22 protein-coding genes are annotated in these 26,998 nt (G+C 62.3%); 16 read left to right on the top strand and 6 right to left on the bottom strand.

Translation table 11 applies throughout. The annotated features are described in order from the left end of the window. Positions 1-112: 112 nt before the first annotated feature. The 5 genes from EYF70_RS25565 (at position 113) to EYF70_RS25545 (ending at position 6,240) form a co-directional block, all read left to right on the top strand. On the top strand, positions 113-1,702 hold the full coding sequence (locus EYF70_RS25565) for a flavin monoamine oxidase family protein (protein WP_131147897.1): 1,590 nt from the start codon (positions 113-115) through the stop codon (positions 1,700-1,702). After that, positions 1,699-2,100, top strand: coding sequence for a c-type cytochrome (locus EYF70_RS25560; protein ID WP_131147896.1), 402 nt, complete (start codon positions 1,699-1,701; stop codon positions 2,098-2,100). The genes EYF70_RS25565 and EYF70_RS25560 overlap by 4 nt, the downstream gene beginning before the upstream one ends. Positions 2,101-2,112: 12 nt before the next feature. Then, complete coding sequence (locus EYF70_RS25555) at positions 2,113-2,607, top strand: RidA family protein (RefSeq protein WP_131147895.1); 495 nt, start codon at positions 2,113-2,115, stop codon at positions 2,605-2,607. Positions 2,608-2,835: 228 nt separating this feature from the next. Further along, positions 2,836-5,307, top strand: a complete 2,472-nt coding sequence (locus EYF70_RS25550) for a TonB-dependent receptor plug domain-containing protein (RefSeq protein WP_131147894.1) — start codon at positions 2,836-2,838, stop codon at positions 5,305-5,307. Positions 5,308-5,412: 105 nt separating this feature from the next. Next, entirely contained in the window at positions 5,413-6,240 is an 828-nt protein-coding gene (locus EYF70_RS25545) for an alpha/beta hydrolase family protein (protein WP_229420556.1), read from the top strand. 3 nt (positions 6,241-6,243) lie between these two features. Here EYF70_RS25545 and tssK read toward each other — a convergent pair whose 3' ends face one another. Beyond that, on the bottom strand, positions 6,244-7,521 hold the full coding sequence (gene tssK, locus EYF70_RS25540; protein ID WP_229420555.1) for a type VI secretion system baseplate subunit TssK: 1,278 nt from the start codon (positions 7,519-7,521) through the stop codon (positions 6,244-6,246). A 182-nt stretch (positions 7,522-7,703) separates the two neighbouring features. Here tssK and tssF point away from each other — a divergent pair, with 182 nt between their 5' ends. The 6 genes from tssF to EYF70_RS32030 all read left to right on the top strand — a co-directional run bounded on the left by tssF (position 7,704) and on the right by EYF70_RS32030 (position 16,259). Next, positions 7,704-9,506, top strand: a complete 1,803-nt coding sequence (tssF, locus tag EYF70_RS25535; protein ID WP_131147892.1) for a type VI secretion system baseplate subunit TssF — start codon at positions 7,704-7,706, stop codon at positions 9,504-9,506. Further along, positions 9,470-10,486 carry a type VI secretion system baseplate subunit TssG gene (tssG, locus tag EYF70_RS25530; RefSeq protein WP_131147891.1) on the top strand — a complete coding sequence of 339 codons (1,017 nt, stop codon included), beginning with the start codon at positions 9,470-9,472 and terminating at the stop codon, positions 10,484-10,486. The genes tssF and tssG overlap by 37 nt, the downstream gene beginning before the upstream one ends. Then, positions 10,477-13,266, top strand: coding sequence for a type VI secretion system Vgr family protein (locus EYF70_RS25525; RefSeq protein ID WP_229420554.1), 2,790 nt, complete (start codon positions 10,477-10,479; stop codon positions 13,264-13,266). Before tssG ends, EYF70_RS25525 begins: the two co-directional genes overlap by 10 nt. Before the next feature lie 173 nt (positions 13,267-13,439). Continuing rightward, positions 13,440-15,236, top strand: coding sequence for a phospholipase D-like domain-containing protein (locus tag EYF70_RS25520; RefSeq protein WP_229420553.1), 1,797 nt, complete (start codon positions 13,440-13,442; stop codon positions 15,234-15,236). Continuing rightward, positions 15,202-16,074, top strand: a complete 873-nt coding sequence (locus EYF70_RS25515) for a tetratricopeptide repeat protein (RefSeq protein ID WP_131147890.1) — start codon at positions 15,202-15,204, stop codon at positions 16,072-16,074. The genes EYF70_RS25520 and EYF70_RS25515 overlap by 35 nt, the downstream gene beginning before the upstream one ends. After that, positions 15,990-16,259 carry a DUF6396 domain-containing protein gene (locus EYF70_RS32030; protein ID WP_371861746.1) on the top strand — a complete coding sequence of 90 codons (270 nt, stop codon included), beginning with the start codon at positions 15,990-15,992 and terminating at the stop codon, positions 16,257-16,259. The genes EYF70_RS25515 and EYF70_RS32030 overlap by 85 nt, the downstream gene beginning before the upstream one ends. 26 nt (positions 16,260-16,285) lie before the next feature. Here EYF70_RS32030 and EYF70_RS25510 read toward each other — a convergent pair whose 3' ends face one another. Continuing rightward, positions 16,286-16,654: a nucleotide pyrophosphohydrolase gene (locus EYF70_RS25510; RefSeq protein ID WP_131149340.1), complete on the bottom strand. Its 369-nt coding sequence runs from the start codon at positions 16,652-16,654 to the stop codon at positions 16,286-16,288. 74 nt (positions 16,655-16,728) lie between these two features. Continuing rightward, entirely contained in the window at positions 16,729-17,181 is a 453-nt protein-coding gene (locus EYF70_RS25505; RefSeq protein ID WP_131147889.1) for a GNAT family N-acetyltransferase, read from the bottom strand. Positions 17,182-17,277: 96 nt separating this feature from the next. Here EYF70_RS25505 and pepN point away from each other — a divergent pair, with 96 nt between their 5' ends. The 3 genes from pepN (at position 17,278) to EYF70_RS31950 (ending at position 22,126) form a co-directional block, all read left to right on the top strand. Continuing rightward, positions 17,278-19,923 carry an aminopeptidase N gene (gene pepN, locus EYF70_RS25500; protein WP_131147888.1) on the top strand — a complete coding sequence of 882 codons (2,646 nt, stop codon included), beginning with the start codon at positions 17,278-17,280 and terminating at the stop codon, positions 19,921-19,923. A 321-nt stretch (positions 19,924-20,244) separates the two neighbouring features. Continuing rightward, positions 20,245-21,507 (top strand): lamin tail domain-containing protein, encoded by a 1,263-nt coding sequence (locus EYF70_RS25495; protein WP_131147887.1) that lies wholly within the window; start codon positions 20,245-20,247, stop codon positions 21,505-21,507. A gap of 250 nt (positions 21,508-21,757) precedes the next feature. Further along, on the top strand, positions 21,758-22,126 hold the full coding sequence (locus tag EYF70_RS31950; RefSeq protein WP_307722079.1) for a hypothetical protein: 369 nt from the start codon (positions 21,758-21,760) through the stop codon (positions 22,124-22,126). A gap of 31 nt (positions 22,127-22,157) precedes the next feature. Here the strand turns inward: EYF70_RS31950 and uvsE are convergent, their stop codons facing one another. Continuing rightward, positions 22,158-23,045, bottom strand: a complete 888-nt coding sequence (gene uvsE / locus EYF70_RS25485) for a UV DNA damage repair endonuclease UvsE (RefSeq protein ID WP_131147886.1) — start codon at positions 23,043-23,045, stop codon at positions 22,158-22,160. Between the two features lie 140 nt (positions 23,046-23,185). Between uvsE and EYF70_RS25480 the strand changes: the two genes are divergently transcribed. Then, positions 23,186-23,395, top strand: a complete 210-nt coding sequence (locus EYF70_RS25480) for a hypervirulence associated TUDOR domain-containing protein (RefSeq protein WP_131147885.1) — start codon at positions 23,186-23,188, stop codon at positions 23,393-23,395. 90 nt (positions 23,396-23,485) lie between these two features. Beyond that, positions 23,486-24,832, top strand: coding sequence for a GGDEF domain-containing protein (locus EYF70_RS25475; protein ID WP_131147884.1), 1,347 nt, complete (start codon positions 23,486-23,488; stop codon positions 24,830-24,832). Here EYF70_RS25475 and EYF70_RS25470 read toward each other — a convergent pair. Then, positions 24,798-26,075 (bottom strand): glycerate kinase type-2 family protein, encoded by a 1,278-nt coding sequence (locus EYF70_RS25470; RefSeq protein WP_131147883.1) that lies wholly within the window; start codon positions 26,073-26,075, stop codon positions 24,798-24,800. The genes EYF70_RS25475 and EYF70_RS25470 overlap by 35 nt on opposite strands. Next, the gene (locus EYF70_RS25465) at positions 26,072-26,968 is read right to left on the bottom strand and encodes a 2-hydroxy-3-oxopropionate reductase (protein WP_131147882.1); all 897 of its coding nucleotides are present in this window, start codon (positions 26,966-26,968) and stop codon (positions 26,072-26,074) included. The genes EYF70_RS25470 and EYF70_RS25465 overlap by 4 nt, the downstream gene beginning before the upstream one ends. Positions 26,969-26,998: the final 30 nt, after the last annotated feature.

The following is a 26,998-nucleotide window of genomic DNA, read 5'->3' as shown; positions in this document are numbered from 1 at the left end:
GAAACCACTTCATTCGCCTCGTCAAAAAGAGTGCTTACCGAACAGGCAGTGGCATACCGATTGCTTAGATACCCATGTGCAAGCATGTTCACCTACACAAGAAGGGGCAGCGATGAAACAAGGGTTGATGAAGGCGGTAACACGGCGCGATTTCCTGTACCGTGCCGCCGCGGTGGGCGGTACCGGGCTGCTGCTCAATGCGATGAACGCCTGGGGCATGGGCATCGCATCGACGATGTCCGGCCCACCGGCGCTGACCGGCAGCGGCAAGGGCAAGTCGGTGGTGATCCTGGGCGCCGGGCTGGCCGGCATGACGGCCGCCTACGAGATGGCCAAGCTGGGCTACCGCGTGCAGGTACTGGAAGCGCGCGGTTTCGCCGGAGGCCGCTGCCAGACCGCGCGCAACGGTTTCGAGCTGACCGAACTGGGTGGCGAAACGCAGCGCTGCGCTTTCGAGAAAGGCGAATACATCAACCACGGCCCCTGGCGTATCCCGCTGCACCACCAGTCCACGCTGCACTACACGCGCCTGTTCGAGGTGCCGCTGGAAGTGATGGTCAACGATAACGATCACTCCTTCGTCTACCTGGAAAACGGCGGCCCGCTGTCGAAGCAGCGCCTGCGCCCCGCGCAGATCAAGGCGGACATGCGCGGCCACGTGGCCGAACTGCTGGCCAAGTCGGTGCAGGACCACCAGCTCGACAAGGCGCTCTCCGGCGACGACCAGCGTGCACTGCTCGACTACCTGAAGCACGAAGGCCACCTCGCGGCGGGCGACCTCAGTTACAAGGGCCGCAGCGGCCGCGGCTTCGCCGTCAATCCAGGCGCCGGGGTAAGCCCCGGGCCGGGCGCCTTCTCCGACCCGCTGGCCTTCCATGACCTGCTGGCTTCCGGCGTGGGCAAGATCTACAGCGCGGTGCAGGACTACCCGATGCAGAACACGATGTTCCAGCCGGTGGGCGGCATGGACGCGATCGCCAAGGCGTTCGAGAAGCGCGTGGGCCGCCATATCCGCTACAACGCCGAAGTGCGCAAGATCAGCCACGGCGAGAACAGCGTGACGGTGGCCTTCAAGGATACCAAATCGGGCAAGGAAAGCGCCGTCACGGCCGACTTCTGCCTGTGCACGATGCCGCTCTCCACGCTGCGCATGGTCGATACCGATTTCTCGGACGGCTTCAAGACCGCCATCAAGTCGGTGGCCTACGCGCCGGTCGGAAAGATCGGCCTGCAGATGAAGCGCCGCTTCTGGGAAGAGGATGACCATATCTACGGCGGCCACGTGCTGACCGACATGAAGGGCATCAACACGATCTCGCTGCCGTCGACCAGCTGGCAGAAGAAGAAGGGCGTGGTGCTGGGCTACTACAACTACCAGACCGCGGCGATCGAAGTCAGCGGCCTGACCCCCGCCGAGCGGGCCGAGTTCGCGCTGGCCGCCGGCGAAAAGATCTTCCCGGCCTACCGCGATGCGTTCGACAACGCATTCTCGGTGGCCTGGCACCGCGTGCAGTACAACCTGGGCGGCTGGGCCGAGTGGAACGACGAAAGCCGCAAGAACGCTTATCCGGCGCTGCTGGAAGGCGAAGGCCGCGTGCTGCTGGCGGGTGAACACCTGTCGTACCTGACGGGCTGGCAGGCCGGCGCGATCGAATCGGCGTGGCAGCAGATGGCGCGCATCCATGAAAGGGCGATGGCATGAAGCATAACGTCACCGCACTGATGGCGCTCGTCGGCTTCACTGCCGCCACGCCGCTGCACGCGAGCGCCGCCGACGGCAAGGCGGTCTACCAGAAGAATTGCGCGGCCTGCCACATGCCCACCGGCCAGGGCATTCCCGGCGCCTTCCCCGCGCTGGCCGGCAACGCGTTCGTTCAGGGGCCGGCGAAGGACCCCGCGACCGTGCTGCTCAAGGGCCGCGGCGGCATGCCCGATTTTTCGCAGAACCTGACCGATGGCGACATCGCGGCCGTGCTGACCTATGCACGCTCCAGCTGGGGCAACCAGGCGCCAGGCATTCCCGAAGGGGACGTCGCCGCGCTGCGCACCGAAATTTCGGCCGGGGTGGTCTCGGCCGGACAGATGTCCAACAAACACTGAAAGAGAGGCTTCATGAAACAGCATATCGCCGCCACCCTGCTGATGGCCGCCGCCGTCGTTACCGCTTCGGCCACGGCGCAGGACATCGTCCGCCACAAGATTCCCGGTTCGGATTTCCCGATCGCGCAGGCGGTCACGATTCCACCGAACGCCACGATCCACTTCATCAGCGGCCAGGTACCGCCGATGATCGACAAGGCCGCCAACCCCGACACGATCGCCGCCTATGGCGACACGAAGACGCAGACCGTGGGCGTGCTGAAGAAGATCGAGGAAATCCTGAAGGGCATGAACCTGACGATGGGCGACGTGGTGAAGATGCAGGTATTCCTGGTGGGCGACCCGTCGAAGGGCGGCCGTGGCGACGTCAAGGGCTTCATGGAAGGCTACACGCAATTCTTCGGCGGCCCGCAGCCGAACCTGCCGGCCCGCGCGGTCATGACGGTGGCCGGGCTGAACTCCGCCGGCTGGCTGGTCGAGATCGAGGTCGTCGCCGCCAAAAAATAATTGGCTTCATGAGCTGACTTCATGAAATGAGTTCATGAGCTGATTTCATGGGCTGAGTTCATGAGCTGACTTCATGGGCTGAGTTCATGGACTGACTACGTCAGCTGACGCTTCAAGGGCCGTCAAGGTCCGGGGAAACTGCCGGCATCCGCGCCGGCAGGAGGACCCTTTACGCCCGTTTTTCGCTGCACCCGTTTTTCCATCTCCAATAAAAGAAAAGGAATCACCATGCACAAGGCCATCATCACCACGGGCGCCGCCGCCATGCTGCTGCATACCGGATTGTCGCTCGCCGCCGAACCGGGCGGCGCACCGGAGCCCGAACCGCAAGCGGAAAACGTGGCCGGTGCCGCCGGCGCACCGGTTTCGATGGGCGCCGTGATCGTTACCGGCACCCGGGCCAGCGGATTGAAAGCGGAAAACAGCGCCTCGCCGATCCAGGTGCTGGACGCGGCCTCGCTGCAGCGCACCGGCCAGCCGGACCTGATCCAGGCCATCGCACAGAACATCCCGTCGTTCACCGCCCAGGCCTTCGGCGGCGACACGGCGAACCTCACGCTGTCGGCGCGGCTGCGCGGCCTGTCGCCGAACAACACGCTGGTGCTGGTGAACGGCAAGCGCCGCCACGGCACCGCCAACCTGGCCGTGCTGGGCGGCCCGTACCAGGGTGGCGCGGCGGCTGACCTGAACTACATTCCCGTGGCCGCGATCGACCACATCGAGGTGCTGCAGGATGGCGCCGCCGCGCAATATGGCACCGACGCCATCGCCGGCGTGGTCAACATCATCCTGAAGTCGAACAACCAGGGCCTGTCCGGCAACGTGAACGGCGGCGCCTACGTCGACGGCGGCGGCCACACGGGCGACGGCACCGCCAACATCGGCTTCCGGCTGACGGACAAGGGCTTCCTCAGCCTCACGGGCGAATCGCGCTACCACGGCTACAGCGACCGCGGCAACATCGACCCGCGCGTGACGGCCCCGCAGAACATCGCCAGCATGCCGCTGCTGCAGGCACCCGGCTATCCGCACCTGAACAAGATCGCCGGCGATGCGCAGTATCACCTGAATACGCTGGCGCTGAACGCCGGCTACGACATCGACGACGACACCTCGCTGTACGCTTTCGCCACGTGGGGCAAGAAGGAAGCGCGCGCCTACGAGAACTACCGCATGCCGAACCGCCTGCCGGAAGTCTATCCGCTCGGCTTCAGCCCGAAGGAGACGATGAAGGAGATCGACTACGCGTTCACGGCCGGCGCGCGCGGCAAGTTCGGCGGCGCATGGAACTGGGAGCTGTCGACCACGTATGGCCGCGACAAGGCGGAAATCGGCGTGGTCGATTCGGCCAACGTGTCGCTGTACCGCGATACCGGTTTCACGCCGACCGTATTCCATGCCGGGACGTTCATCGCCAGCCAGTGGACCAACAACTTCGACATGTCGACCGAAATGGACATGGGCTGGGCGAAACCGTCGACGTTCGCGCTGGGCCTCGAGCACCGCGTCGACGAATATGAAATCCAGGCCGGCGACGAGTTCTCGCGCTACAAGGAAGGCTCGCAATCGTACCCCGGCTTCTCGCTGACGGACGCCGGCAAGCATGACCGCAACAACAAGGCGGTCTACGCGAACTTCATCATGTTCCCGATCGCCGGCCTGACGGTCGACCTGGCGGCGCGTTACGAACACTTCTCCGACTTCGGCAATGCCAAGGTAGGCAAGCTGACCAGCCGCTACGATTTCACGCCGACCTTCGCGCTGCGCGGCACGTACTCGAACGGCTTCCGCGCACCCACGCTGGCCGAGTCGTACTACTCCGCCACCAACGTGGGCCCCACCAGCGCATTCGTGCAGCTGGCGCCGAATTCGGCGGGCGCGAAGCTGGTCGGCATCGACGGCCTGAAGCCGGAAGCCTCGACCAACCTGTCGGCCGGCATCGTGCTGAACCCCGCCAACAACGTGTCGGTCACGCTGGATGCCTACCAGATCAAGATCCGCGACCGCATCGTGGGTTCCGGTTCCGTGTACGGCTCGGGCGGCGCGGTGAACTCGCCGGCGGTGGTGGCAGCGATCCTCGCCAACGGCAACATCCTCGATCCGACGGTCAGCGAAACGGGCATCAACATCTTCACCAACGCCGTCAACACCCGTTCGCGCGGCCTGGAACTGGTGGCCACGCTGAACAGCAACTATGGCCAGTACGGCCGCGTGGACTGGTCGCTGGCGGCCAACTGGAACCAGGTGCGCGTCACCAAGATCAACCAGGCACCGGCACAGCTGCAGCCGCAGACGCTGCTGGACCGCACGGCGATCTCGAACCTGGAAACCGCGTCGCCGAAAACCCGCGTCAACATCGGTGCGCTGTGGCGCGCCGGTGCCTGGACCGTCAACCTGCGCGAGGCGATCTACGGCAAGTCCCATACGTGGGATTCGCCGAACGGCGGCACGTACTACAAGAACGAGATCGGCACCACGGCGATCACGGATCTTGAAGTGAGCTACAAGCTGAACCCGAACTGGACGCTGTCGGCCGGTGCCAACAACCTGTTCAACCAGTATCCGGACGAGGTAAATGCGGAGCTGATGGCCGTGTACCGCGCGAACCTGGACAACGCGGGCGTGACGAAGTACCCGTCGTTCTCGCCGTTCGGCATCAATGGCGGCTATTACTACGCGCGCGCCAGCTTCAAGTTCTAAGTTCAAGTTCTAAGGGGGCATGAGGGAGCGTAAGGCGGCAGCAGGAAACTGACGCGGCGGGGCAGGGCGCTATACTGCGCACTGCCCCGTTTTTCATTGGCCGCCATGACTTCTCCGATGACCTTGCAGGACTATCTTGCGCTGGCCGGCCCCGCGCCGGACACGCGCATCGTGTACGGCCCCGCGCCGTCGCAATTCGTCGAGCTGTTCCTGCCTGCCGGTGACGGGCCGTTTCCCGTGGCGGTACTGGTGCACGGCGGCTGCTGGACCGTGCAATACGGCGGCATCACGCAGATGCGCGCCATGGCCGGTGTACTGGCCGCGCAAGGCATCGCAGTGTGGAACGTCGAATACCGCCGGCATGACGAGGAGGGCGGCGGCTATCCCGGGATGTACCAGGACATGGCCCGCGCCGTCGACCTGCTGCGCGCCCAGCCGGCACTCGACCTGGAACGCATCGTCATCGTCGGCCACTCCGCGGGCGGGCACCTGGCGCAATGGGCCGCGTCGCGCCACAAGCTGCCTCGATGGAGTCCGGCCTGGGTGGCGGATCCGGTGCCCATTCCCGCGGTGGTCAGCCTGGGTGGCCTGGCCGACCTGCGCCTGCAGGCATCGCTGATCCGCTCCAGCTGCGAGCGCGAGACGGCGCAACTGGCCGGAGTGCCGAGCCGCGAGCGGCCCGACGTGTTTGCCGACACTTCCCCGGCGGAGATGCTGCCGGCCGGGATCCGCACGGTACTGATCCACGGCGAGCTCGATAGTATTTCGCCGCCCTCGGTCGCCGAAGCTTATGCGCACCGCGCTCGCGCCGCCGGCGACCCCGCCGACGTCATCGTGCTGCCGGGCGCCAGCCATTACGACGAAGTGGCGGCCAGCTCGCCTTGCTGGCCGCTTGTCGAACGCGCCATCCGCGACGCACTAGGATTGCCGTAAACCCTACGGCGCGATGCCGAACAACTCCATCCGCAAGCCCTTCATGCCGCTGGGCGCATAGATCGCCATCGCCTGCGCCTTCAGCATGTTTTCATACAGGCTGCCTTTTGCCGTGAGCGAGAAGTAGTACGTATTCGGCCGCACCGGTACTTCGCCGGGCACCTGCGCCATGTGCACCAGTTCGACGCCCGGCAAGGCCGCGCCGATCATGTGCTCCACGTCGTCCGGCGCGCCGATCTTGAAGCGCACCGGCACGGCTGCCACCAGTTCCAGCGCCGGCATGTCCGCACTCACCGCCAGGCAAAGCTCGGTGCGCCGTTCCACGCGCGCCGGATCGAGCACACCGTGGTGGTGCGTGATCCGGACGGGATCCGGCGTCAGCGGCACTGTGAAGTAGCGGGACGAGATCACGGTGTCGATCAGGTCGCGGATCATCGCGTCGAGCCGGTAGAAGCCGGGGCCGGGATCGTCGTGCTGGTACGACGGCAGGTCGGACAGCGCATATTTCGGCGAGAACGTCATCAAGCCGCCGGCCAGCGCGGTCAGCCTGTCGAACACGTATTCCGGATGGTGCTGGCGATAGCGCGCCACATGCGTAAGTGGGGCCGCCGCCGTGCAGATCACGTTGAGCATCCAGAACGACGCGGCATCGCCGCCGTGGACTTCGAAGGCCTGGCGCCCGTTCAGGCGGTGGCGTTCGTACAGCGCCGCGATCTTGGCGTTCAGCTTGGCCAGCAGCGCATCGAGCATGCCGGGCAGGCCGGCCGCCGTGGCCAGCGTGACCGACGGGGGCATGAAGGTGGGATCGAGTTCGAAGCCGCCGGTGGGGGAGCGCTTGATGCGGACGATGGGGAAGGATACATAGCCCGTGCGTGCCATGGATTCCGGCAGCAGGCAGACTCGTTTCTTCAGGTAGGCCACGTCGAGTGCCAGGCCTCCCGAATAAAGGTCGGCAGTGGTGGCGTCCTCGCGTGCATAGCGTGCTTCGTGGGCCATATTGCCACCGTGCATGTTCAACATCGGCAGCGCCGCGAAGTATGTGAACGTGGACTGTTCAGCCGGCAGGTTTGACAGATCTACTGCCTGCGGCGGCGTATCCGACACGGGAGCGTCGTAGATCTCGCCATCGGGAAACAGCAGCGACAGCGCTTCCGTATGCAGCATATTGTTGGCCAGCTCGTCGGTTTCCCAGACTGCCCGCCGAACACCCCACAGGCTTGGGTTGATCGTCATGGCCGTCTGCTGCAGGCGCACTTCGTGATAGCGGTCCTGCTGTTGCATTTGCTGGGGGCCGATTGGAAGGCCTCTCGCCCATAGTAATTTCGAAGGAATGCTCATGATTCTCCTTTCGCGTGAAGTGAGCCATAGCATGATGTTTCCATGTGGAATTTCATTGATGGCGCGCAACTTGACTGGTGACAGGTCACCGAATAATGGGGTTCCATCGTTCCAGGACGGGCTCCATGAAAGACTTGCTGATCCATTTCGAACGCAACCTGATGTTCCTGAGACGCTATGGCGCCGAGTTTTCAGCCCGTTTCCCACGCGTCGCCGGCGGCATTCGTATTCCGGCGGACGATCCGCAAGCTGAACGCGTGTTGCAAGGCACGGCATTGCTCGCGGCGCGCATCGACAAGCGACTCGAAGACGGCTACACGCAATTCACGGAGGGACTGCTCGAAGCGCTATATCCGCATGCGTTGCGGCCGTTTCCGTCTTGCGCGGTCGCCGCGTTCGATGTGGACGCAGCGAACGTGCCTCGGGTGATCCCGCGTGGCACGGAACTGAAAGCAAAGCAGGTGGTGGCAGGTGTGCAATGCCGCTTCCGCACGACAGCGGACCTGTCGCTGGCGCCGATTGCGATCGTGGCCGCATCGTTCGATCCATTGATCAGGGCACCCGCAGGGACCAGGCTGGCGACACATGCAACCGCGGCGTTGTCGATCACCATCGCATCGATCTCCGGGCGAATTCCATTGAGGGATCTGCTGCTGGATAAGCTCAGCGTATTCATCGATGGCGATCCTTCGCTGCATGCAGCCCTGCGCGACGCACTGTTCATTCATACGGGCAGCGCTTTCGTCGAAGCGGCCGATGGCCGGTGGCTACCATTGGCGAGTGTGCCGGTAAGCCCGGCTGGCTTCAGCGAAGGCGAGGCGCTGATCCCGTTCGGCAAGCGTTCGCATCCGGCATGGCGCGTGCTGGCGGAATACTTTTGCTTCTCCGACAAATTCCGCTTTGTCGATATCGATCTTGCCGCCCTGCGCTCCTTGCTGCCGGCGGGCGCGCATACCGTCACGCTCCATCTCGCGCTGTCGCGCATCCGGCCCGATGGTGCGGCCGCCCGCATACTGCGCACGCTCTTGCCATCGAACCTCCGGCTGAATTGCGTTCCGGTTGTAAACCTGTTCGCGCACCATGCGAGGCCGATCTCGGTTACCGGTACCAAGGCCGACTATCCACTGGTACCGGATGCCACGCAGCCGGATCGATACGAGGTCTATACCGTCGACCGTGTCTGCAAGCAGACCAAGGGGACGGAAGGCGTCGTCGAATTCACGCGCCTGCATGCCCGCCGCAATGGCGCTGTCGCGAAAGGGCATCACTGGGCACTGCGCCACGACGACATCCTGGCCGAGATCAGTCCCGGCTTTGAAAAACGCCTGGCGCTGATCGATGCGGATGCGGACTTCGAAGAGCGCAACACGGTCAGCGTCGATATCACGTGCACCAACCGTGATCTGCCCGTTCAGTTGGGATATGGGCTTCCTGGTGGGGACCTGTCGATGTCCGAGACGCCGGATGGAGGACACGTCTCTTTCGTGACCGCCCCGACTCCGGTGTATCGCTTTGCTTCGGGCGAAGCGCACTGGGACCTGATCGGATGCCTGTCATTGAACCACCACGCCCTGATACCCGATGGCCTGCCGGCGCTGACCGAGTTGCTCCAGTTGCACAACCTGCCCCGGTCCGTGGTGGCCGAGCGTCTGATCGCCGGGATCGTTGGCCTCGATCACAAGCAAGCAACCGCCTGGATGCCGCATGCCTGCGGCTCGTCGCTGGTGTATGGCATCGAAGTCCACATCACGGTGGAGGAAGAGGCTTTCACCGGCAGCGGCATTCACCTGTTCGCCCAGGTCATGGACCACTTCCTGGCGCTGTACGTGCAGGTCAACAGCTATGTCGAACTGGTGCTGCTGTCGCAGCGCGACAAAAAGGAGATCCTGCGATGCAAACGGCGCAGCGGATACGCAAGCCCGGCCTGATCGGCCGCATTTTCAACGAACCGTGGCGGTTCGAGTTCATGCCAGCGGTCACGCTGCTGCTGCGCTGGCTCGCCTCGCACCGCGTACCGCACGATGACGCGCTCACCCGCGTGCTGCGCTTCGAGAACAGCCTCTCGCTGGCATTCCCGGCTGCCGAAGTGGAAGCGTTGCGTGCCGAAGAAGCGGATGAAGAGATGCGGATCGCGTTGACGCCGGCCTGTTTCGGCTTGCTGGGAACCGCCGGCACCTTGCCCTTCCATGACACGGACCGCTGTGCCCATGCGGCAGCGGAAGGCAATCCGGCGCCACGTGCCTTCTTCGACATCTATTCGACCCGCATGGTTGGGCAACTATGGCAGGCATGGGCCAAGCCCCGGCTGGAGCTCGCCCCCATCGCCGAGGGCCGCGACGCATCGCGGCGCATGTTGCGAATGCTCGGCGGGAAGTTCGACGTGAAGAGCGAGATCACGCCGTGGTACGCAGGATTGCTGCGCTCGCGCCCGGTTTCTGCAGCGGCGCTCGAACACATCCTTGTTTGCGAACTGGAGCTGCCCGTTGTCGTTGAATCGTATGCCGGGTTCTGGGACGTCATCCCGCCCGAACAGCAATTCATCCTGGGGAGCGAACACTGCATTCTCGGGGCCATCACGCTCGGCCCGGAAGTGTGGCGCGTGGACCGGCGCCTGCGCATCGTCATCGGCCCGCTCACCCGGCCAGATTTCTATCGCCTGCTGCCGGATGGCGCGGGCGCCAGGCTGCTGCATGACCTGCTGGTCCTTGCTACCCCCCAGTCGCGGCTCGAATTCGAGATATGCCTGCTGCCAGGACCGGATTGCATCCAGCCTTGGGTTCTTTCGGACACGCCGGGCGAGATGCGCCGGTTGGGAGAAGACATGTTCCTGGTTGGCGAGGCTGAGTCGCTTGTTGAAATCCGCTATCTGCTGCAACTTGAACCGAGAGGAGTCATTTCATGCCGTTGAATGGTAATGAACTTGCACGCACTGCTGTGATGAAGGTGCTGGAACAGACGGGACGCCTGCTGCGCTCGCATTTTCCTCATAACGACGGGCCGGATGCCGCGCTCGTCGTCAACACGCTATCGGCGCGTGAACAACTGTCGCGCGGCTTCCGCTTCGATGTCGAACTCCTGTCCGACGATGCCGCGATCCCGTTGAAAGACATGATCGGCAAGATGATGACAGTCTCGCTGGTGCGCGACAACGGTACCGAACGTCACTTCAATGGCTTCATCACCCAGTTCCGCTACCTGAAGACCGACGGCGGGTTCGTTTACTATCGCGCGGTGCTGGAACCATGGCTGGCGTTCACGAAGCTTCGCAAGAACTGCACGGCGTTCAAAGGCTGCACCGCCCTTGAAATGACGGAGAAGACTTTCGCGCACTACCTCCAGCGCGACTGGCGAGTTTCCATGAACGCTACGACGCCGGCGATCTCGTACCAGGCTCAATACAACGAAACCGACCACAATCATTTGCATCGGCGCTGGGAAGCCGCTGGCTTCTATTACTGGTATGAACACCGCCTGGACGGTCACACGCTATGGCTGTCGGATGACAGCACGCTGGCTGATGCGATCGATGCCTGTGGCACACGGGAAGTCGAACCGGGCATGATGCAGTACTTCGCTCTCGGCGGATCGGCCGAGAGCGATGGCATCAGCCAATGGCAGGCCGTGCGCCGCATGGGATCGGGTGCGACGGCGCTTGCCAGCTTCGACTACAAGAGGCCGGCGCCATTCGTTGCTGGCCGGGGATCGGAAAACCATCAGGGTGAAGACGTACCGCCATACGAGGTGTATGAAAACCTGGGCGAATACGGGTATCCCGATGGGCACGCGGGCGAGGCCCTGGCGCGGCGGCGGATGGAAGAGGCAGATAAGACCACGCAGTATTTCATGGCAATCGGCAACGATCGCGCAGCGATGCCCGGCCGAAGCTTCGCATTGGCCGATCATCACAGCAGCAAGATGAACTGGCCGGTGCGAAACGTGGCGCTTCGCGATCCGATCGCCAAGCGTGATTACCTGATCACCGCCGTTCGGCACTGGGCCGGCAACAACATCCACTCCGCCAAGCACGAGCCGTCGTACTACCGGAATGAATTCACCTGCCTGCGCAGGACAATCCGATGGCGGCCGGGCCGCAATTTCAACAGCCATCCTTGCCCGGCTCCTAGTGTGCAGACCGCCATCGTAGCCGGGCCACCCGGGGAAGAAATCTACACGGATATTTACGGCCGAGTGAAAGTGCAGTTTCACTGGGACCGCGAGAGCAAGAATGATGACAACAGCTCGGCGTGGGTCCGCGTGGCGATGCCGACGGCTGGCGCACAGTTCGGCCAGATCGGCTTGCCGCGTATCGGGCAGGAAGTGGTCGTGCAATTCCTGGGCGAGAACCCGGACCGGCCCATCATTACTGGCGTCGTCTATAACGAGCGCCATAAGGCCCCCTGGGAATTGCCTGGTCAGCGCGCACTGACAGGCATTCGCTCCAAGGAAATCGCCGGCTTCCGGGGCAACCAACTGGTACTCGACGATACAAAGGACCAGATCCAGGCACAACTACGCAGCGATCACCTGCATAGCCAGCTGTCCCTGGGACAGATTCACCGGCTTGAAAGCATTGCGGGACACAAGGAGAAGCGCGGTGATGGTTTTGAACTGCGCACGGATGGCCATGGTGTCGTACGTGCCGCACAAGGTCTGTTGATGACGACCGAAGCACGGACCGGGGCCACGGGTTCCGTGAAAGCCATGGCGGCTACCGAAATGCGTTTGGCCCAGGCGCACTGGCAGCACGATGCGCTGGCGGAGCTCGCGCAGCAGCATGACGAGAAAAACACCGGAGCGCAAGCCAGGACGGCCAAAGCTTTGGAAAACCAGAACGGCAGCATAAAAGGTGGCAGTGGCGAACTTCCTGAACTGACAGCACCGCACGTGGTCTTGTCCAGTGCTGCAGGGATCGCTGCCACGGCTACCCGTTCGATCCATATCGCAAGTGGCGAACATGTGGCGGTTACGAGCGGCGGAAACCTTTCGGTCGCAACGCAAGACGGACTATTTGCCAGCGTTCGTCAAGGCCTGCGCTTGTTCGTGCATAAGGTCGGAATGCGGTTAATTGCTGCGTCAGGCGATATCGATATTCAGGCGCTTACGAACAGCATCCGTCTCCTGGCCAAGTTGAACATCACTCTGGACGCTGAGCGGATCACGATCACGGCGAAAGAAGAAATCGTGCTGAATGGTGCGGGGAGTTATATGAAGCTCAATGGTGGCGGCATCGAGAAGGGGACCAAAGGGATTATCAGATCGCATGCATCGAAGCACGAGTTCGTGGGGGCGAAAAACCTCGATATCGCAAATGTGATGCCACTGCAGGCGGACTTGAAAGGGAAGGGAATCTTCAACCTGGGGAGCCATGCCGCCGCCGGTGGGCGACCGCAAGCCGGGGTCCCATATAAGCTGTACAAGGATGGCTGTGTGGTCGAACAAGGCAAGGCTGATGACGACGGTAACATCGTCTTCAAGCACGAGATCAATGCAGATGCCAGATACATGGTGGAGCTGCCAAGTGGGGACACTTATGAAATCGACTGCACTGAGGAGCCCGAAGACCATGAGCTGAGTGCGGGCATCGGGCACCACGGCTACCAGTGCGCCGGCCCATCGCTTCTCGAGGAACCCGCATCAATGGAAGAAGACCGTTTGCTGTCAAACCCGGCAATGCGCAACTGGACCTAGGAGGCTGAGATGGGCATGAACGATAACGCCAAGCTCTACAAACAAACTCTCGTGTACCGCAAAGGGCAACCGCCCCAGCAGTGCCTTTCCCAGCCTTGGTGGGTGCGGACCCCTGAGCCTGTTTACCGGCCGATGCACTCGTGTTTTCTCGAACCGATATCGCGGGGGATCTTATGTTCGCCAGCATTGCCGCCGATATCGAATCCGCACAGAGTTCCGTCGATATTATTACTTGGGGTTTCGATCCAGGAATGATACTGGTGAGGGAGGGTTCCGCGCATAAGGGGGAACGTTTTGGCGATCTTTTGAAAAGGGTGGCGTCCCGAGGGAAAGGAGATGTCAAAGTCAGAATACTTGTGTGGCACGATAACGTTATATCGCAGCGTATGATGAAGAATATCCCGGGTCTCTACGGGCAGCGCTATCCGACCGTAGGCTGTGCCGTGTCGGGATACTACAGCACGGAACACCAGAATTACAACGCAAACTGGTTCGATGAAATTATTAATGGTGCCGTGCCGAACATCGATTTTAGGCTCAGGAATTTGTCTGCCCTGTACTTGCCATCTTCCCTGCAAGGAGAGCCGCCAGTTCCAAAAAATGTTATCGGAGGAGTCGCAGCGATTTATGCCACACATCATCAAAAGATGATGTTGATCGACTTTGAAAAACCCGAGGTTGCCAAGGGTTATGTCATGGGCCACAACTGTCTAACGGATTTTTGGGACACGATCGACCATCCTTTTCAAAGCCCGCTTCGTGAAAGGTTTTACCGTGAAGAGCCGGCGGCAGCAGCAAGGCGCTATGAGAGCCCCGAGCCGGCTGACTTTCAGGGCTCTGGCATCTACTCGCCTGGATACCGTTATCCGATCACAAGTGCTGAAGAGCGCCGGATGTCACTGGCAGTCCATCTGGACCGAATCAGCTTTATTGCAAAACCTTATCAGGATGTTTCTTGTCGCGTACGCGGACCCATACTTGCAAACTTGAATCATAATTTCTGCGAAGCATGGTTAGCTTCCAGCCAGCCAAGAGCGTGGGATAAAGATACCCACATGTTATCGATCGACTGGCTTCTGGCCAGTCCAAAAGCTGCTTACCGTACCCTATTTCCTCCCGATTACGACGAGGCTATGGTGAATAGAAGAAAATCAATACCGTCGAAAAGCTTTGTAGTCAAGAATGGAAAGCACAGCGCACAGCTTTTGCGGACGCAACCCGAGCGCGGAGAGAAGAGTGTCAAGGAATGCTACGCAAACCTCACTCGTCAGGCCAGACACTATATTTTTATTCAAAATCAATATGTTCAATATGAGCCTTGGGCAGAGCATTTGCGAGATTGTGTGGCACAGATGCGCAGGTCGGACTATAACGCTGAGATTTATGTATTTATCCTGACTTCAACACCCGAGCGCGACGGGATGGATTTGCATACCTACGGAGTAGCGGAGAGACTCGGTCAAAGTGATTCGATGGTAGTAGAGCATGCAGATGCCGTGCAGAACGCAAAACGCGGTAAATCAGCTATGCCACTTACTCCTGAGCAGCTGAAGAAGCAGGGGATTAATGTTGTGATGGGATCCTTGTGGACATGCGCGGTGAAGCAGGAAGGATGGCCGCTACGCGATGAGGATTACGAGGAAATCTACATTCACGCAAAAGTGGCGATCGTGGATGATGTTGCTTTCACGCTAGGGTCTGGTAACTTGAATATGCGAAGCATGGCAATCGACAGCGAATTAAATATTTTGAGCGACGCGCAGGATGTTGCATATAAATTGCGCTGTGATTTGTTCAGGCAATGTGCTATTGAAGAGGGGCCTTCAGAAAAAGGTTCGATGGTTAAAATTCATGCGAAATGGTCAGAGATAATGAAGGAAAACTTGCGATTAAAGGGAGCTGGTCAATCGCTTCTCTGCCAAATTGTGAATTTTCATGTCGATAGAAAACCTGGCCAACCGCTTATCTGACATGAATAAAAACAAAACAATATGCCTACGGTTGATCATTTTAGTCGCTGCATTTACCGCAGTGTTCTATACTCTTCTAGGAAAAACATCAAATATGGATAAATTGCCTGATGGAATTCGAATTTTCGAGATTCTTGATCCGCCGCCGCGGTGTGGTCAATGGAGAAATCATATGCCGCGTTCGCGCGCTCCAGAGGTTTATGGGGCATATATCGAGGCCCGCAAACTGTGGCGAAGCAAAATCGAATGGAAGCTTTCTAAATCTGAAGCAACGCGAATACTTTCTGATGTCAAGGCTGCGGCGGAAGCAGGCGACTGGGGTGCTCGAGCATTATTAGCAAGCTTTTATCGGGAAGGTCTTGGTCCTCTTCCGGAAAATAATGTATTGTCGCCTGATGCCGATAAGGCTGTTGCCATAACCAGGACGGCAGTGGCAGCGGGCCAGCCCTGGGGTTTCTACGATCTAGGAGTGGCGTACGAATACGGATACGGAGGTGCAAAGCAAAGCGATGTCATTGCTTGGGCATACTATCGTCGGGCTGCCGAGCTGGGAAGTCCAGAGGCGCAAATGGCTCTGGCCGACGCTTATGGTCGAGCAAAGAGACCGCTAGATGAGGAAATGATGCTTCGCTGCGCTTTCGAACAGGGTCATGCTCCCGCAGCGGCTAGTTTAGGTATCATATCGATGGCACGTGGAGCCTACGCCGATGGCATCAAGATCTATCAGCAAGGCGTTCGGCTCGGGTGTGAAAGCTGTGCGTCGGGCATGAGTTTCATATTCGAGGAGGGGGGAGGTTTAGATCCACAAGAGAACACAAGGAAAAATTCGAGCAACTAGGAATCACGATCGATGTTGAACGTTCTCGACGGTATTGGCTTATTTTCGAGGCGTTGAAGGTTAATCCAGACTTGCGATTCCCCGATCTTGATAAAATACTTCCTTTGCCGCCTGCAAAACTACCAGAATGGAACGGCTTCGAAGCTGCCTTTCCCGTGGAGGATCTGGATAACCCGAGCTACTGAGGTATTGAGCATTCAATACGATCAGATCAATACTCATCATACTTCCGCGCATCGCCCCTCACGACAGCGGCTGGATACTTCTCCCCATTCAGCCGCAACTTCTCCAGCGCCGCCGCGCGCAAGTCCACTCCAGTAGCATCGGCCAACTGCACCAGATAAAGCAGCACATCGGCCATCTCATGCCGGATGCCCTCGCGCTTGCGCTCATCGAGTTCTTCAGCCGCCCCCGTGTGCAGCCACTGAAAATGCTCGGCCAGTTCGGCGACTTCGACGGACAGCGCCATGGCCAGGTTCTTCGGTGTATGAAACTGCTGCCAGTCCCGCTCCGCCGCAAACGCGCGGGTCAGGTCGCGCAGCTCGGTCAGCGTGTCCTTGGTGAGTGTGTCCTTGGTCAGCGTGTCCTTGGTCAGCGTGTCCTTGGACCCGGAGGGAGAACCGGAACCAGGCCCCGCATCGGAATCCGAAACGCTCACGCCACGACCTTCTGCATGAAGACGGACAAAGGATCTTCCGGATAATCCCCGAATGCTCCGCGATGCTTGTACCCCATGCGTTCATACAGCGCCAAAGCCTCCTGCATCGTCGGCCCTGTCTCCAGCATGAATACCGAGCAGCCCTGTGCCCGGGCCTTTTCCTCCAGTGCGGAAATCAGCTTCCGCGCCAGCCCCTGGCCGCGCGCCGTGGGCCGGACATACATGCGCTTGATCTCGCCATATTCCGGCGTTACCACGACCGCGGCGCAGCCGATCGCCGATCCGCCGGCATCGCGCGCCACGGCGAATTCCACGTTCGGCGCCAGCAACGAAGCGATGTCCAGTGCGTACACATTCTCCGGCGGGTACAGCGAATACAGATAGGCATCGAGTTCGGCGATCAGCGCGTGCACGTCTGGCTGGTCCGGCGTTTCAAAGGTCACTTGCATGGGCGATTCCGGGGATTGATAACGATCGGGAATGTTATCATTTCGCGCCGCCCGATCGGTGGTCGACTGGGGGCACCTCATCTCACAAGGATAACGATGAAACCGCTTTTAAGGAAAGCCGTCGCCCTGACTCTTGGTTCCTCGCTGTTGATGGCCGCACCGGCCGTGCTGGCCGCCAGCGCACCCCGCGCCGACAAGGAGTGGCTGTCGCAAGCCGATGCCGAAGCCCGTTCCGCGCGCGTGTCGAACGTGGCTTACCAGCTCGACTTCACGCTCACGGGCCAGGAAACCTTCGCCAACACGACCACGCTGAATTTCGATCTCAACGATGCCTCGTCGCCGCTGACGATCGACTTGAACAAGGCCACCGTCAAGTCGCTGACCGTCAATGGCAAGTCCGTCGCGCCGCAATACAACAAATGGTTCATTACCTTGGCCGCAGCCGACCTGAAAAAGGGCCGCAATACCGTCGTCGTCAGCTTCGAGCGCCTGCACAGCACCAACGGCGAGGGCCTGCACCGCATGGTCGATCCGGTCGATGGCCGCGTCTATACCTACTCGCATTTCGAACCCGCGGCGGCGCAGCAGATGTTCGCGCTGTTCGACCAGCCCGACCTGAAGGCCACCTACCAGGTCAACGTCACCGCGCCGGCGGACTGGGTGGTGGTGTCCACCATGCGCGAAGCGAAGGTCGAGGATGCGCAGGGCGGCAAGCGCTGGACCTTCCCCGTGTCGAAGAAGCTGTCGCCGTATAACTTCTCGCTGCATGCCGGCCCGTACAAGATCTGGGAGGACAACAGCGCCAAGTATCCGATGCGCCTGTTCGCGCGCCAGTCCGTGGCCGCGCAGGTGGATCCGAAGGACTGGTTCACGTTCACGAAGCAGGGCCTGGCGTTCTTCGACGATTACTTCGGCATCCCCTACCAGTTCGAGAAATACGACCAGCTGCTGGTGCCGGACTTCCTGTACGGCGCGATGGAAAACGCCGGCGCGGTCACGTTCGCCGAGAACCGCTTCCTCCACAAGGACAAGATGACGACGGACCAGCGCCATTCGCTGGCTTCGGTGATCATGCACGAGATGGCGCACCAGTGGTTCGGCGACCTGGTGACCATGAAATGGTGGAATGGCCTGTGGCTCAACGAGAGCTTTGCGTCGTTCATGGGCACGCTGGGCACCGCGGAGTCCACCGAATTCAAGAACGCATGGCAGTATTTCTACGCGCAAGGCAAGACCGCGGCTTACCGCCAGGACCAGTCGCTGGGCACGCACCCGATCGAGGTGCCGGTGGCCACCAGCGCGAACGCCTTCGACAATATCGACGCGATCACGTATTCGAAGGGCGCCTCCACGCTGAAGCAGCTGCGCCACCTGCTGGGCGAGGAAACCTTCCGCCGCGGCGTGCACAACTACCTCGTCAAGTACCAGTTCCAGAACGCGAAGCTCGACGATTTCATCGGCAGCCTGGGCGAAGCGGCTGGCCGCGACCTGTCGCAGTGGACGCAGGACTGGCTATACCAGCCGGGCGTGAACACCGTCACGGCGAACTACACCTGCAAGGGTGGCAAGATCGATGCCTTCAGCCTGGCGCAGACGGCGCCGGGCGAGCACCCGGTGCTGCGCGAGCAGCGTGTGCAGGTGGCGCTGTTCCGCAACCAGGGCAAGGCGATGACGCTGGACCGCAAGGTCGCCGTCACGTACAAGGGCGCCAGCACCGCCGTACCGGAATTGCAGGGCGCCGCCTGCCCGGACCTGGTCTACCCGAATTATGAAGACTGGGGCTATGCCAAGGTGAAGCTCGATGCGCGCTCGTTCGGCACCGCGCGTTCGCACGTCAGCAAGGTGGCCGAGCCGCTGCTGCGCGCCATGCTGTGGCAAAGCATGTGGGATGGCGTGCGCGATGGCGAACTGGCGCTCAACGAATTCATGCAGACGGCCCTGAACAACGCGCCGCGCGAAACGGATTATGCGCTGCTCGGCAATGTGCTGACGAACGTTCGCACGGGCCTGGGCTACCTGCAGAAGATGGCGCCGGATGCCGCGTATACCACCAGCACCGTGCAGGCGCTGGAGAAGATGGCATGGCAGGGCATCGCCACGGCGAAGGACGAGAACTTCCGCCGCCGGTGGCTGGCCACGTACGTGGACTTCGCCGGCAGCAAGCCGGCACTGGACCGCCTCGCCGGGCTGCTGCAAAACCGTGGCGTGCCGAAAGGCGTGACCATCAACCAGGATGTGCGGTGGGCGATCGTCAAGCAGCTCGCCGAGCAGGATTATCCGGCTGCGGACAAGCTGCTGGCCGCCGAAGCGGCGCGCGACAAGTCCGACGCCGGCCAGGCCGCCGCGCTGGCGGCGCAGGTGGTGCGGCCCGACCCGGCGGTGAAGGCCGACTGGCTGGCGAAGATCGCGGACTTGCAGACCAAGCTGCCGTTCTCGCGCATCCGCACGGCGATGGAAAACCTGTATCCGTCCGCGCAGGCTTCGCTCAACGAGCAAAGCGCCGCGCAGCGGCTGGCGCGGCTGCCGGAGCTGGACAAGAACGCCGGCCCGGTCTACATGCGCAGCTTTGCCGAGTCCATGATCCCGGCCACCTGCACGCCGCAAAGCGTGCAGCGGCTGGCGGACACGGCCGCGCAGCAGAAAGAACTGACGGCCGGTACCCGCCGCGCGCTGCTGGAAACGCAGCAGGAAGATGCGCGCTGCGTGGCGATCCGCAAGGCGATGACGGTGCCGCTCGGCTGAGCGTCACGTCCCGTTAGCCCCCTCGAACGCCGGCGCAAGCCGGCGTTTTTACTGATGGGGCCGCATATTCCGGGTTTGACGCGGCTCCCCATGCGGCGCTATATTTTTCTCACCGCACTCACTTCCGCATTCGTTTCACATACGCCTGTCATTTTCCGGTGTCACCATTCGCAAGCATGGCGAGCACCGGCAGCCCATCCACCAGCGTGGCCGGCATTCGCCAGCACTTCCATCCGCCTGTCCGATCCCTTCCACCACGGGCGGTAATACCAATAAATGCCGCACCAGGCAGCGGAAGGGCTCATCTGAAAGGGGAAGGCCATGAACATCTACCAGGCAATCTGGGATGCGGACCAGTCCGGCAGCGGCATCAAGCCACTGCTGGCCACGTCTGATGCAGCAGGGCAGGAAGAGCACGGATTCATCCGTGTGCTGACGAAGACCGAAACGCTGCGCGACCCGAACATCCTGTTCGACCTCGCGCTGCCGCAGCACAAGCGCACCACGTACGACCTGGCCCAGGCACTGTTCGACAACTATGCGCTGGACGAGCAGCATGCCGAGGCGGAAACGCCCGAGGAAAGGGAAGAGATCCACGATCTGCTGGACGCCGTCGTCGACAGCGCGCCGATGCTGGTGGCCCGCCAATATGTGGAGGAGGCCACGGGCACGTCGGTCAGCAGCGCGCGCTGGTATGCGACCTTGCTGGAGATGTGGTTCCGCACCTTCCGTGGCGGTGGCGATCCGGCGCTGTCCGGCTTCGAGCACGTGTTCGTGGGCGAGCAGGAGGGGCCGAAAGTGCAGGGTTACCACTTCTGGTACAAGTACTACCTGGACGATGGGATGGTGCAGCGCGAAGGCAACCGCGCCGCATTCCCGGGCCTGGACGACGACCGCATCGTCTACCTGCGCGGCCAGTACAAGGATGGCCAGGAGCAGTTCGCTGAATCCGTCACCATCTCGTATAAATGGATGGCGCCGGATTACGATGCCAAGGTGCTGCGCCCGCTGACCAAGCCGACCGGCGGCTTCTTCGTCGGTTGCAGCGTCGAGGGGCTGATGGCGCTGGGTACGGTGCGGGCCCACCTCGGCGCCCGTGCGCCCAAGGAGGCGGTGATCAACGGCGCGCGCTATGAGTTGAAGGTGTTCCGCAGCGAGAACAACCAGCACATCCGCACCTTCTATCCCATCTACCTGGGCCCGGCGTCGGACGTCACGCCACCCGACGTTCCGGTTCCCGACCCGGTGGAACCCGGCAAGTTGCGCATCCTCGCCGCGCTCGTCAATCCGCAGGGCGACGACCCGGGCGGCGAACGTGTCATGCTGGCCAATGGCGGCTCGCAAGCCGTCTCGCTGGCCGGCTTCGTGCTGCGCGACGCCAACCGCAACCGCCTGGCCGTGCCGGATGAATTCGGCACGATCCCGGCACGCGGCGCCGTCACGGTCAGCCTGCCGAAAGGCTCGATCCAGCTGTCGAACAAGGGTGGCGAGATCACGCTGCTGACGCCGGGCGGCAAGGTGGCGCACCGGGTCAGCTATTCGAAGGCGCAGGCCCGGCGGGAAGGGGAAGTGATTTACTTCTGAGCAGGCGAAAAACGGTGACAGGCATTGAAGCCGCATTGACAAGCCCACCCAGGTGCAAATTCTGGGGTCAGACCCGGCGGGTCTGACCCCGGCCCTTCGCTGTTGGGGTGAATGCGTGCGCTTTCAACGTGTCGGTAACGCTTAACTGGGCGGCATTAGTGACGAACATCCGTTTTAAGAGCATTCAAATCAATCGGTGCCTGTCCCCGGTTTCGGCCGCGCTACAATGCGGCCTTCACCGGAGCCCCCCATGACCTACGAAGAATACCTGGACGAAGTGACGACGCTCATCTTCGAGAAATACGATATCCCCGAGAACGATGCCGTGAAGATCGTGATGGCGGCGCAAGACAAGGAGTTCTTCGTGCCGCACGATAAAAGCGCCAAGCTGCGCAATATCGACCAGGCGCACAAGGATGCCAAGACGCTGTTCGAGGCCGCGGGCGTCAAATCCACGGCAAAATCCGCGGCGAAGCCCGCGGTAAGGACTTCGGCCAGCACGGCTGCCAAGCCTGCGGCCAACGTGGCGGCCAAACCTGCTTCCAAATCTGCTTCCAGGCCCGCAGCCAGGCCGGCAACCGGCGGCACCCCGAAACCTGCCGTTAAAACCCCGAAGTAACAGCCGGCATTCAGCCGGCATTCAGCCACCCTCAGCCGGCGGCGGCCCGCCATCCCGCCAGGCCGTTGATCGCGTCTTCCTTCGACTTCGCCTCGATCTCGATCCAGGGCGCGCGCGCATAGGAAGAGGGCATCGTGCTGATCAGGTCCGAGTGTTGCCGGTCGTTGAACGACGTGCGGCCATTCGAGATGTGCACTAGCTGGTGTTCAGGCACCACCCAGGTAGCGCGCGCCTTGTCCAGCATTTCGCCCACGCTGGGGTCTTCATAGCTGTCCAGCTTCTCATGCACGATGTGGTGGTGGGCATCGAATACCATCGGCACGCCGGTGCGCAGGCAGATGGCGTGGATCTCGCTGGCGCTGTAGGCATACTCATCGTTTTCCAGGCCGAGGCGGCAGCGGATCGCGTCCGGCAGGCGGGCGATGTTCGCCACCAGCGCGTCGTCCCGGTCGGCCTTGCCGCCATGGATCTCCAGCAACGCCCACGGCGTGCGCGGCTGCGCCAGCAGATCCATGATGTCCGCATGCATCTGCAGGATCTTCACGCTGTTCTCCACCACGCCGGCCGAATCCGAACTCAGCACCACGAACTGGTCCGGGTGCATCACCAGCCGGATGCCGCGTTCCAGCGCGCGCGCTCCCGTGCGCGCCAGCGTTGCGGCGAACGGCGCCAGCACTTCGCGGCCGATATCCTCGTCCGAAAACGGAAAGAGGGACGAGGGCATGCGGTACAGCCGGATGCCCTCCGCCTCGCAGTAGCGCAGCGCATTGTCCAGGACCTGGATATTGCTGCGGTACAGTTCGTCGAGCAGTTTGCGCTGGCCGTCGAGCGAATGCTCCAGCAGCCGCTTGCGCGTGATGGTGCGGTAGCGTACGGCGGTCGACGCGGTAATGCAGACGAGGCCCAGGTGTGGTGGCATGACCGGAACATCCAGAATGACGAAGTTCCGGATTCTAGCCCGCCCCCCGCGGCAGGTGGCGCCGCACAGCACGTAACGTACGAGAAAGGCGTGACAATCCATGGTCAAATAGCTGTCCTGTTCAAACCGGAGGAATGACGATGGCGGACGACTTCAAGGCGGGCGACAAGGTGCAGTGGCAATCGTCGCAAGGCACGGTGCATGGAACGGTGAAGAAGAAACTGACATCCCCCACCGACATCAAAGGCCACCATGTCGCAGCATCGAAAGAAAACCCGGAGTATCTGGTGGTCAGCGATAAAACCGGGGCCGAGGCGGCACACAAGGGTAGCGCCCTGAAAAAAGCCTGAAAAAGTGGCTGCGCTGCCGCTGATTTTGCGACCGGATGTGCGGTTCTTGTGTAAGGTGATGCTTATCCATCACGACGCACGCCACGGAACATGACCAGCGAAGCACCGCTTTACAAAAACCATGCACTGTTGCTCTCGCAGAGCTTTTTCATCAAGGACAACAAGGATGAGCTGCTGCTGCATGCGCACAAGTACGATTTCGACATCGCTTTCTTCAGCGAAGTGAGCGATTTCGCCCAGGCCGTCGAAGCCAGCGGCGACAACAGCCTGTTCGTGATCGATCTCGATGCGCTGCACAACATGCAGGCCGACATGCAGTCGGCCCGCAAGACACTGCTGCTGGGCGAGCTGCTGGAGCGGCTGCCGGGCGGCCACAGCTACGTCTACCTGCAATCGGCGCGCCAGGGTGGCCGCTTCCTGCTGCAGCAGCGCCTGGTGGACAGCGACTGCCTGGCCTATGCGGAAAAACCGATCGCCAACGACGTGCTGGTCGACAAGCTGTTCAACCTGTTCGTACAAAAGAAGCGCGGCGACCTGGTGCGCCTGATCTTCCTCGGCGATGCCACGCAGGTGGATGAGGCGGCGCTGCTGGAACAGCGCGTCGAACTGCTGCGCCATGACGACGCCCACACGCTGCACTTGCGCGTCAAGGAACTCCAGCCGGACATGGTGATGATCGCGGACGCGGAATACGAGCGCACCGAGGCGATCGTGCGCGTGTTGAAGAAGAATATCGAGGCCGATCCGGTACGCGAAATCATGATGCTGCAGCGCCGTGTCGACGTGGATTTGACGCGCGCCGCGCTGGCCAGCGGCTTCGACGGCATCATTCCGCTGATCAGCCGCGAGCTGCTGACGGCGCAACTGGTGAACCGCGCCAACAAGATCCGCGTCAGCAAGGACCTGATCGGCAAGGACCGCGCCACCGGCCTGCTGAACAAGGTGGGCCTGCAAAAGAAAACCCAGGAGCTGATCTGCAATGCCGGCCGCGAAGGGCGGTCGCTGGCGCTGGGCGTGGTCGACATCGACAAGTTCAAGACCATCAACGACACCTGGGGCCATTATTTCGGCGACATCGTCATCAAGCGGCTGTCGCTCACGCTGTCGTCGCACGTCGGCGAGCAGGACCTGCTAAGCCGCTTCGGCGGCGAGGAATTCGTCGTCGTGTTCTGGGATTGTTCGCTCGAAGATGGCGCGCGCCGGCTCGATGCAATGCGGCAGGCGTTCGGCGCGATTCCCTTCGAGGTCACGCCCGGCACGGTGCGCACCTTCTCGTTCAGCGGCGGCGTGGCCGCCTACCCGGAATACAAGACGGGCAACGAGCTGTTCCTGCGTGCCGACGCCATGCTGTACGAAGCGAAGCAGGGCGGGCGCAACCAGATCCGCATCGCGCCCGCCGCTGTCAGCCCTCGATCAGGATCGCCCGGAAGTCATTGACGTTGGTGAGCGTGGGGCCGCATACCACCGAATCGTCCAGCGCCTGGAAGAAGCCGTGGCCGTCGTTGTCGGCCAGGCTGTCGCGTGGGCGGATGCCCAGCTGCCGGGCGCATTCCAGCGTGGCCGGGCCGGCATAGGCGCCGGCGATCTCCTCCTGCCCATCCACGCCATCGGTATCGCACGCCATCGCGTGCACCCGTTCGAGGCCGTTCAGCGCCACCGCCAGCGATAGCAGGAATTCCACGTTGCGCCCGCCGCGGCCCTTGCCGCGCACCGTTACCGTGGTTTCGCCGCCAGACAGCAGGATGCACGGCGCGGCGAACGGCTGCCCGCGCGCGGCCACCTGGCGTGCGATCCCGGCCAGCACGGTGCCCACTTCGCGCGCTTCGCCCTCGATGCCGTCACCCAGGATGTGCGCAGTCACGCCCGCTTCGGCCGCCACCGCCGCCGCGGCCTCCAATGCCATCTGCGGCGTGGCGATGTATCGGATGTCGTGGCCTGCCAGCCGCGGGTCGCCCGGCTTCACCGATTCGCCGCGGCCGCTTTCCAGCACGGCGCGCACGTGGGCGGGAACTTCGATGCCGTAACGGCGCAGCACGGCCAGCGCATCCTCGCAGGTGGTGGCGTCGGCGCAGGTGGGGCCGCTGGCGATGTCCACCGGATCGTCGCCCGGCACGTCGGAGATCAGCAGGGTGAGCACGCGTGCGGGATGGCATGCCGCCGCCAGCCGGCCACCCTTGATGGCGGACAGGTGGCGCCGCACGCAGTTCATCTCGCTGATCGTGGCGCCGCTGGCCAGCAAGGCGCTGTTCAGGCGCTGCTTGTCGGCCAGCGTGAGGCCGGGCGCCGGCAGCGGCAGCAAGGCCGAGCCGCCACCGGAGATCAGGCAGATCACCAGGTCGTCGGGCGTCAGGCCAGCGACGAAATCGAGCATGCGCCGTGCTGCGGACAGGCCGGCTTCGTTCGGCACCGGATGGGCCGCCTCCACGATCTCGATGCGCTCGCACGGCACCGCGTAGCCATAGCGCGTGACGACCAGGCCGGCGAGGTCGCCCTGCCAGTGCCGCTCCAGCACGCGCGCCATCTCGGCCGATGCCTTGCCGGCGCCGATCACCAGCGTGCGGCCCAACGGCGGCGGCGGCAGGTGCGGCGGCAGGCACAGCGCCGGCTGCGCCGCCGCCACCGCCGCATCGAACATCGCACGCAGCAGGGCGCGCGGTTGCGTCAGTGGCGTCCGGGTCATTTTGCTACCGTGTCGCCGATCTGGAAATTGGCCAGCGTTTCCAGCGCGCGCACCAGGGCCGAATGGTCCCAGGCCTTGCCGCCGTGGGCGGCGCAGGCGCTGAACAGCTGTTGCGTGGTGGCGGTATTGGGCAGCGAAAGGCCCAGCTGGCGCGCGCTGGCCAGCGCCAGGTTCAGGTCCTTCTGGTGCAGCTCGATGCGGAAGCCCGGATCGAAGGTGCGCTTGACCATGCGCTCGCCGTGCACTTCCAGCACGCGGGAGGCGGCGAAGCCGCCCATCAGCGCCTCGCGCACCTTGCCGGCGTCGGCACCCATGCGGGCGGCGAACAGCAGCGCTTCGCCGACCGCTTCGATATTGAGCGCCACCACGATCTGGTTGGCCACCTTGGTGGTCTGCCCATCGCCATTGCCGCCGACCAGGGTGATGTTCCGTCCCATCAGTTCGAACAGGGGCCTGACCCTGGAAAACGCTTCGGGCGAGCCGCCCACCATGATCGTCAGGCTGGCGGCGCGGGCCCCCACTTCGCCGCCCGACACGGGCGCATCGAGGTAGTCGCAATCGAGGGCATTGATGCGGGCCGCGAACTGCTTCGTCTCGATCGGCGAGATCGAGCTCATGTCGACCACCACCTTGCCGGCCGAAAGCCCTTCGGCCACGCCGCCCTCGTCGAACAGTACCGAAGCCACATGCGGCGTATCGGGCACCATCACGATCACGATCTCGGCATCGCGGGCCACGTCGTGCCCCGAGCCGCGCACCTGCGCGCCCTGGTCCAGCAGTTCGGCCGGGATCGGCTTCACGTCGTGCACGAACAGTTCATGGCCGCCGCGCAGCAGGTGGCCCGCCATCGGCGTGCCCATGATGCCCAGGCCAATGAATCCGATTTTGCTCATGTTTTTTCCTCGTAGTGAAATGTTTGGTGA

The sequence above is a fragment of the Pseudoduganella albidiflava genome (assembly GCF_004322755.1).
GTDB classification, from domain to species: Bacteria; Pseudomonadota; Gammaproteobacteria; order Burkholderiales; family Burkholderiaceae_D; genus Rugamonas; species Rugamonas albidiflava.
Note: the sequence above shows the minus strand (reverse complement) of the source record. Positions and strands in the feature narration are given on the sequence as shown.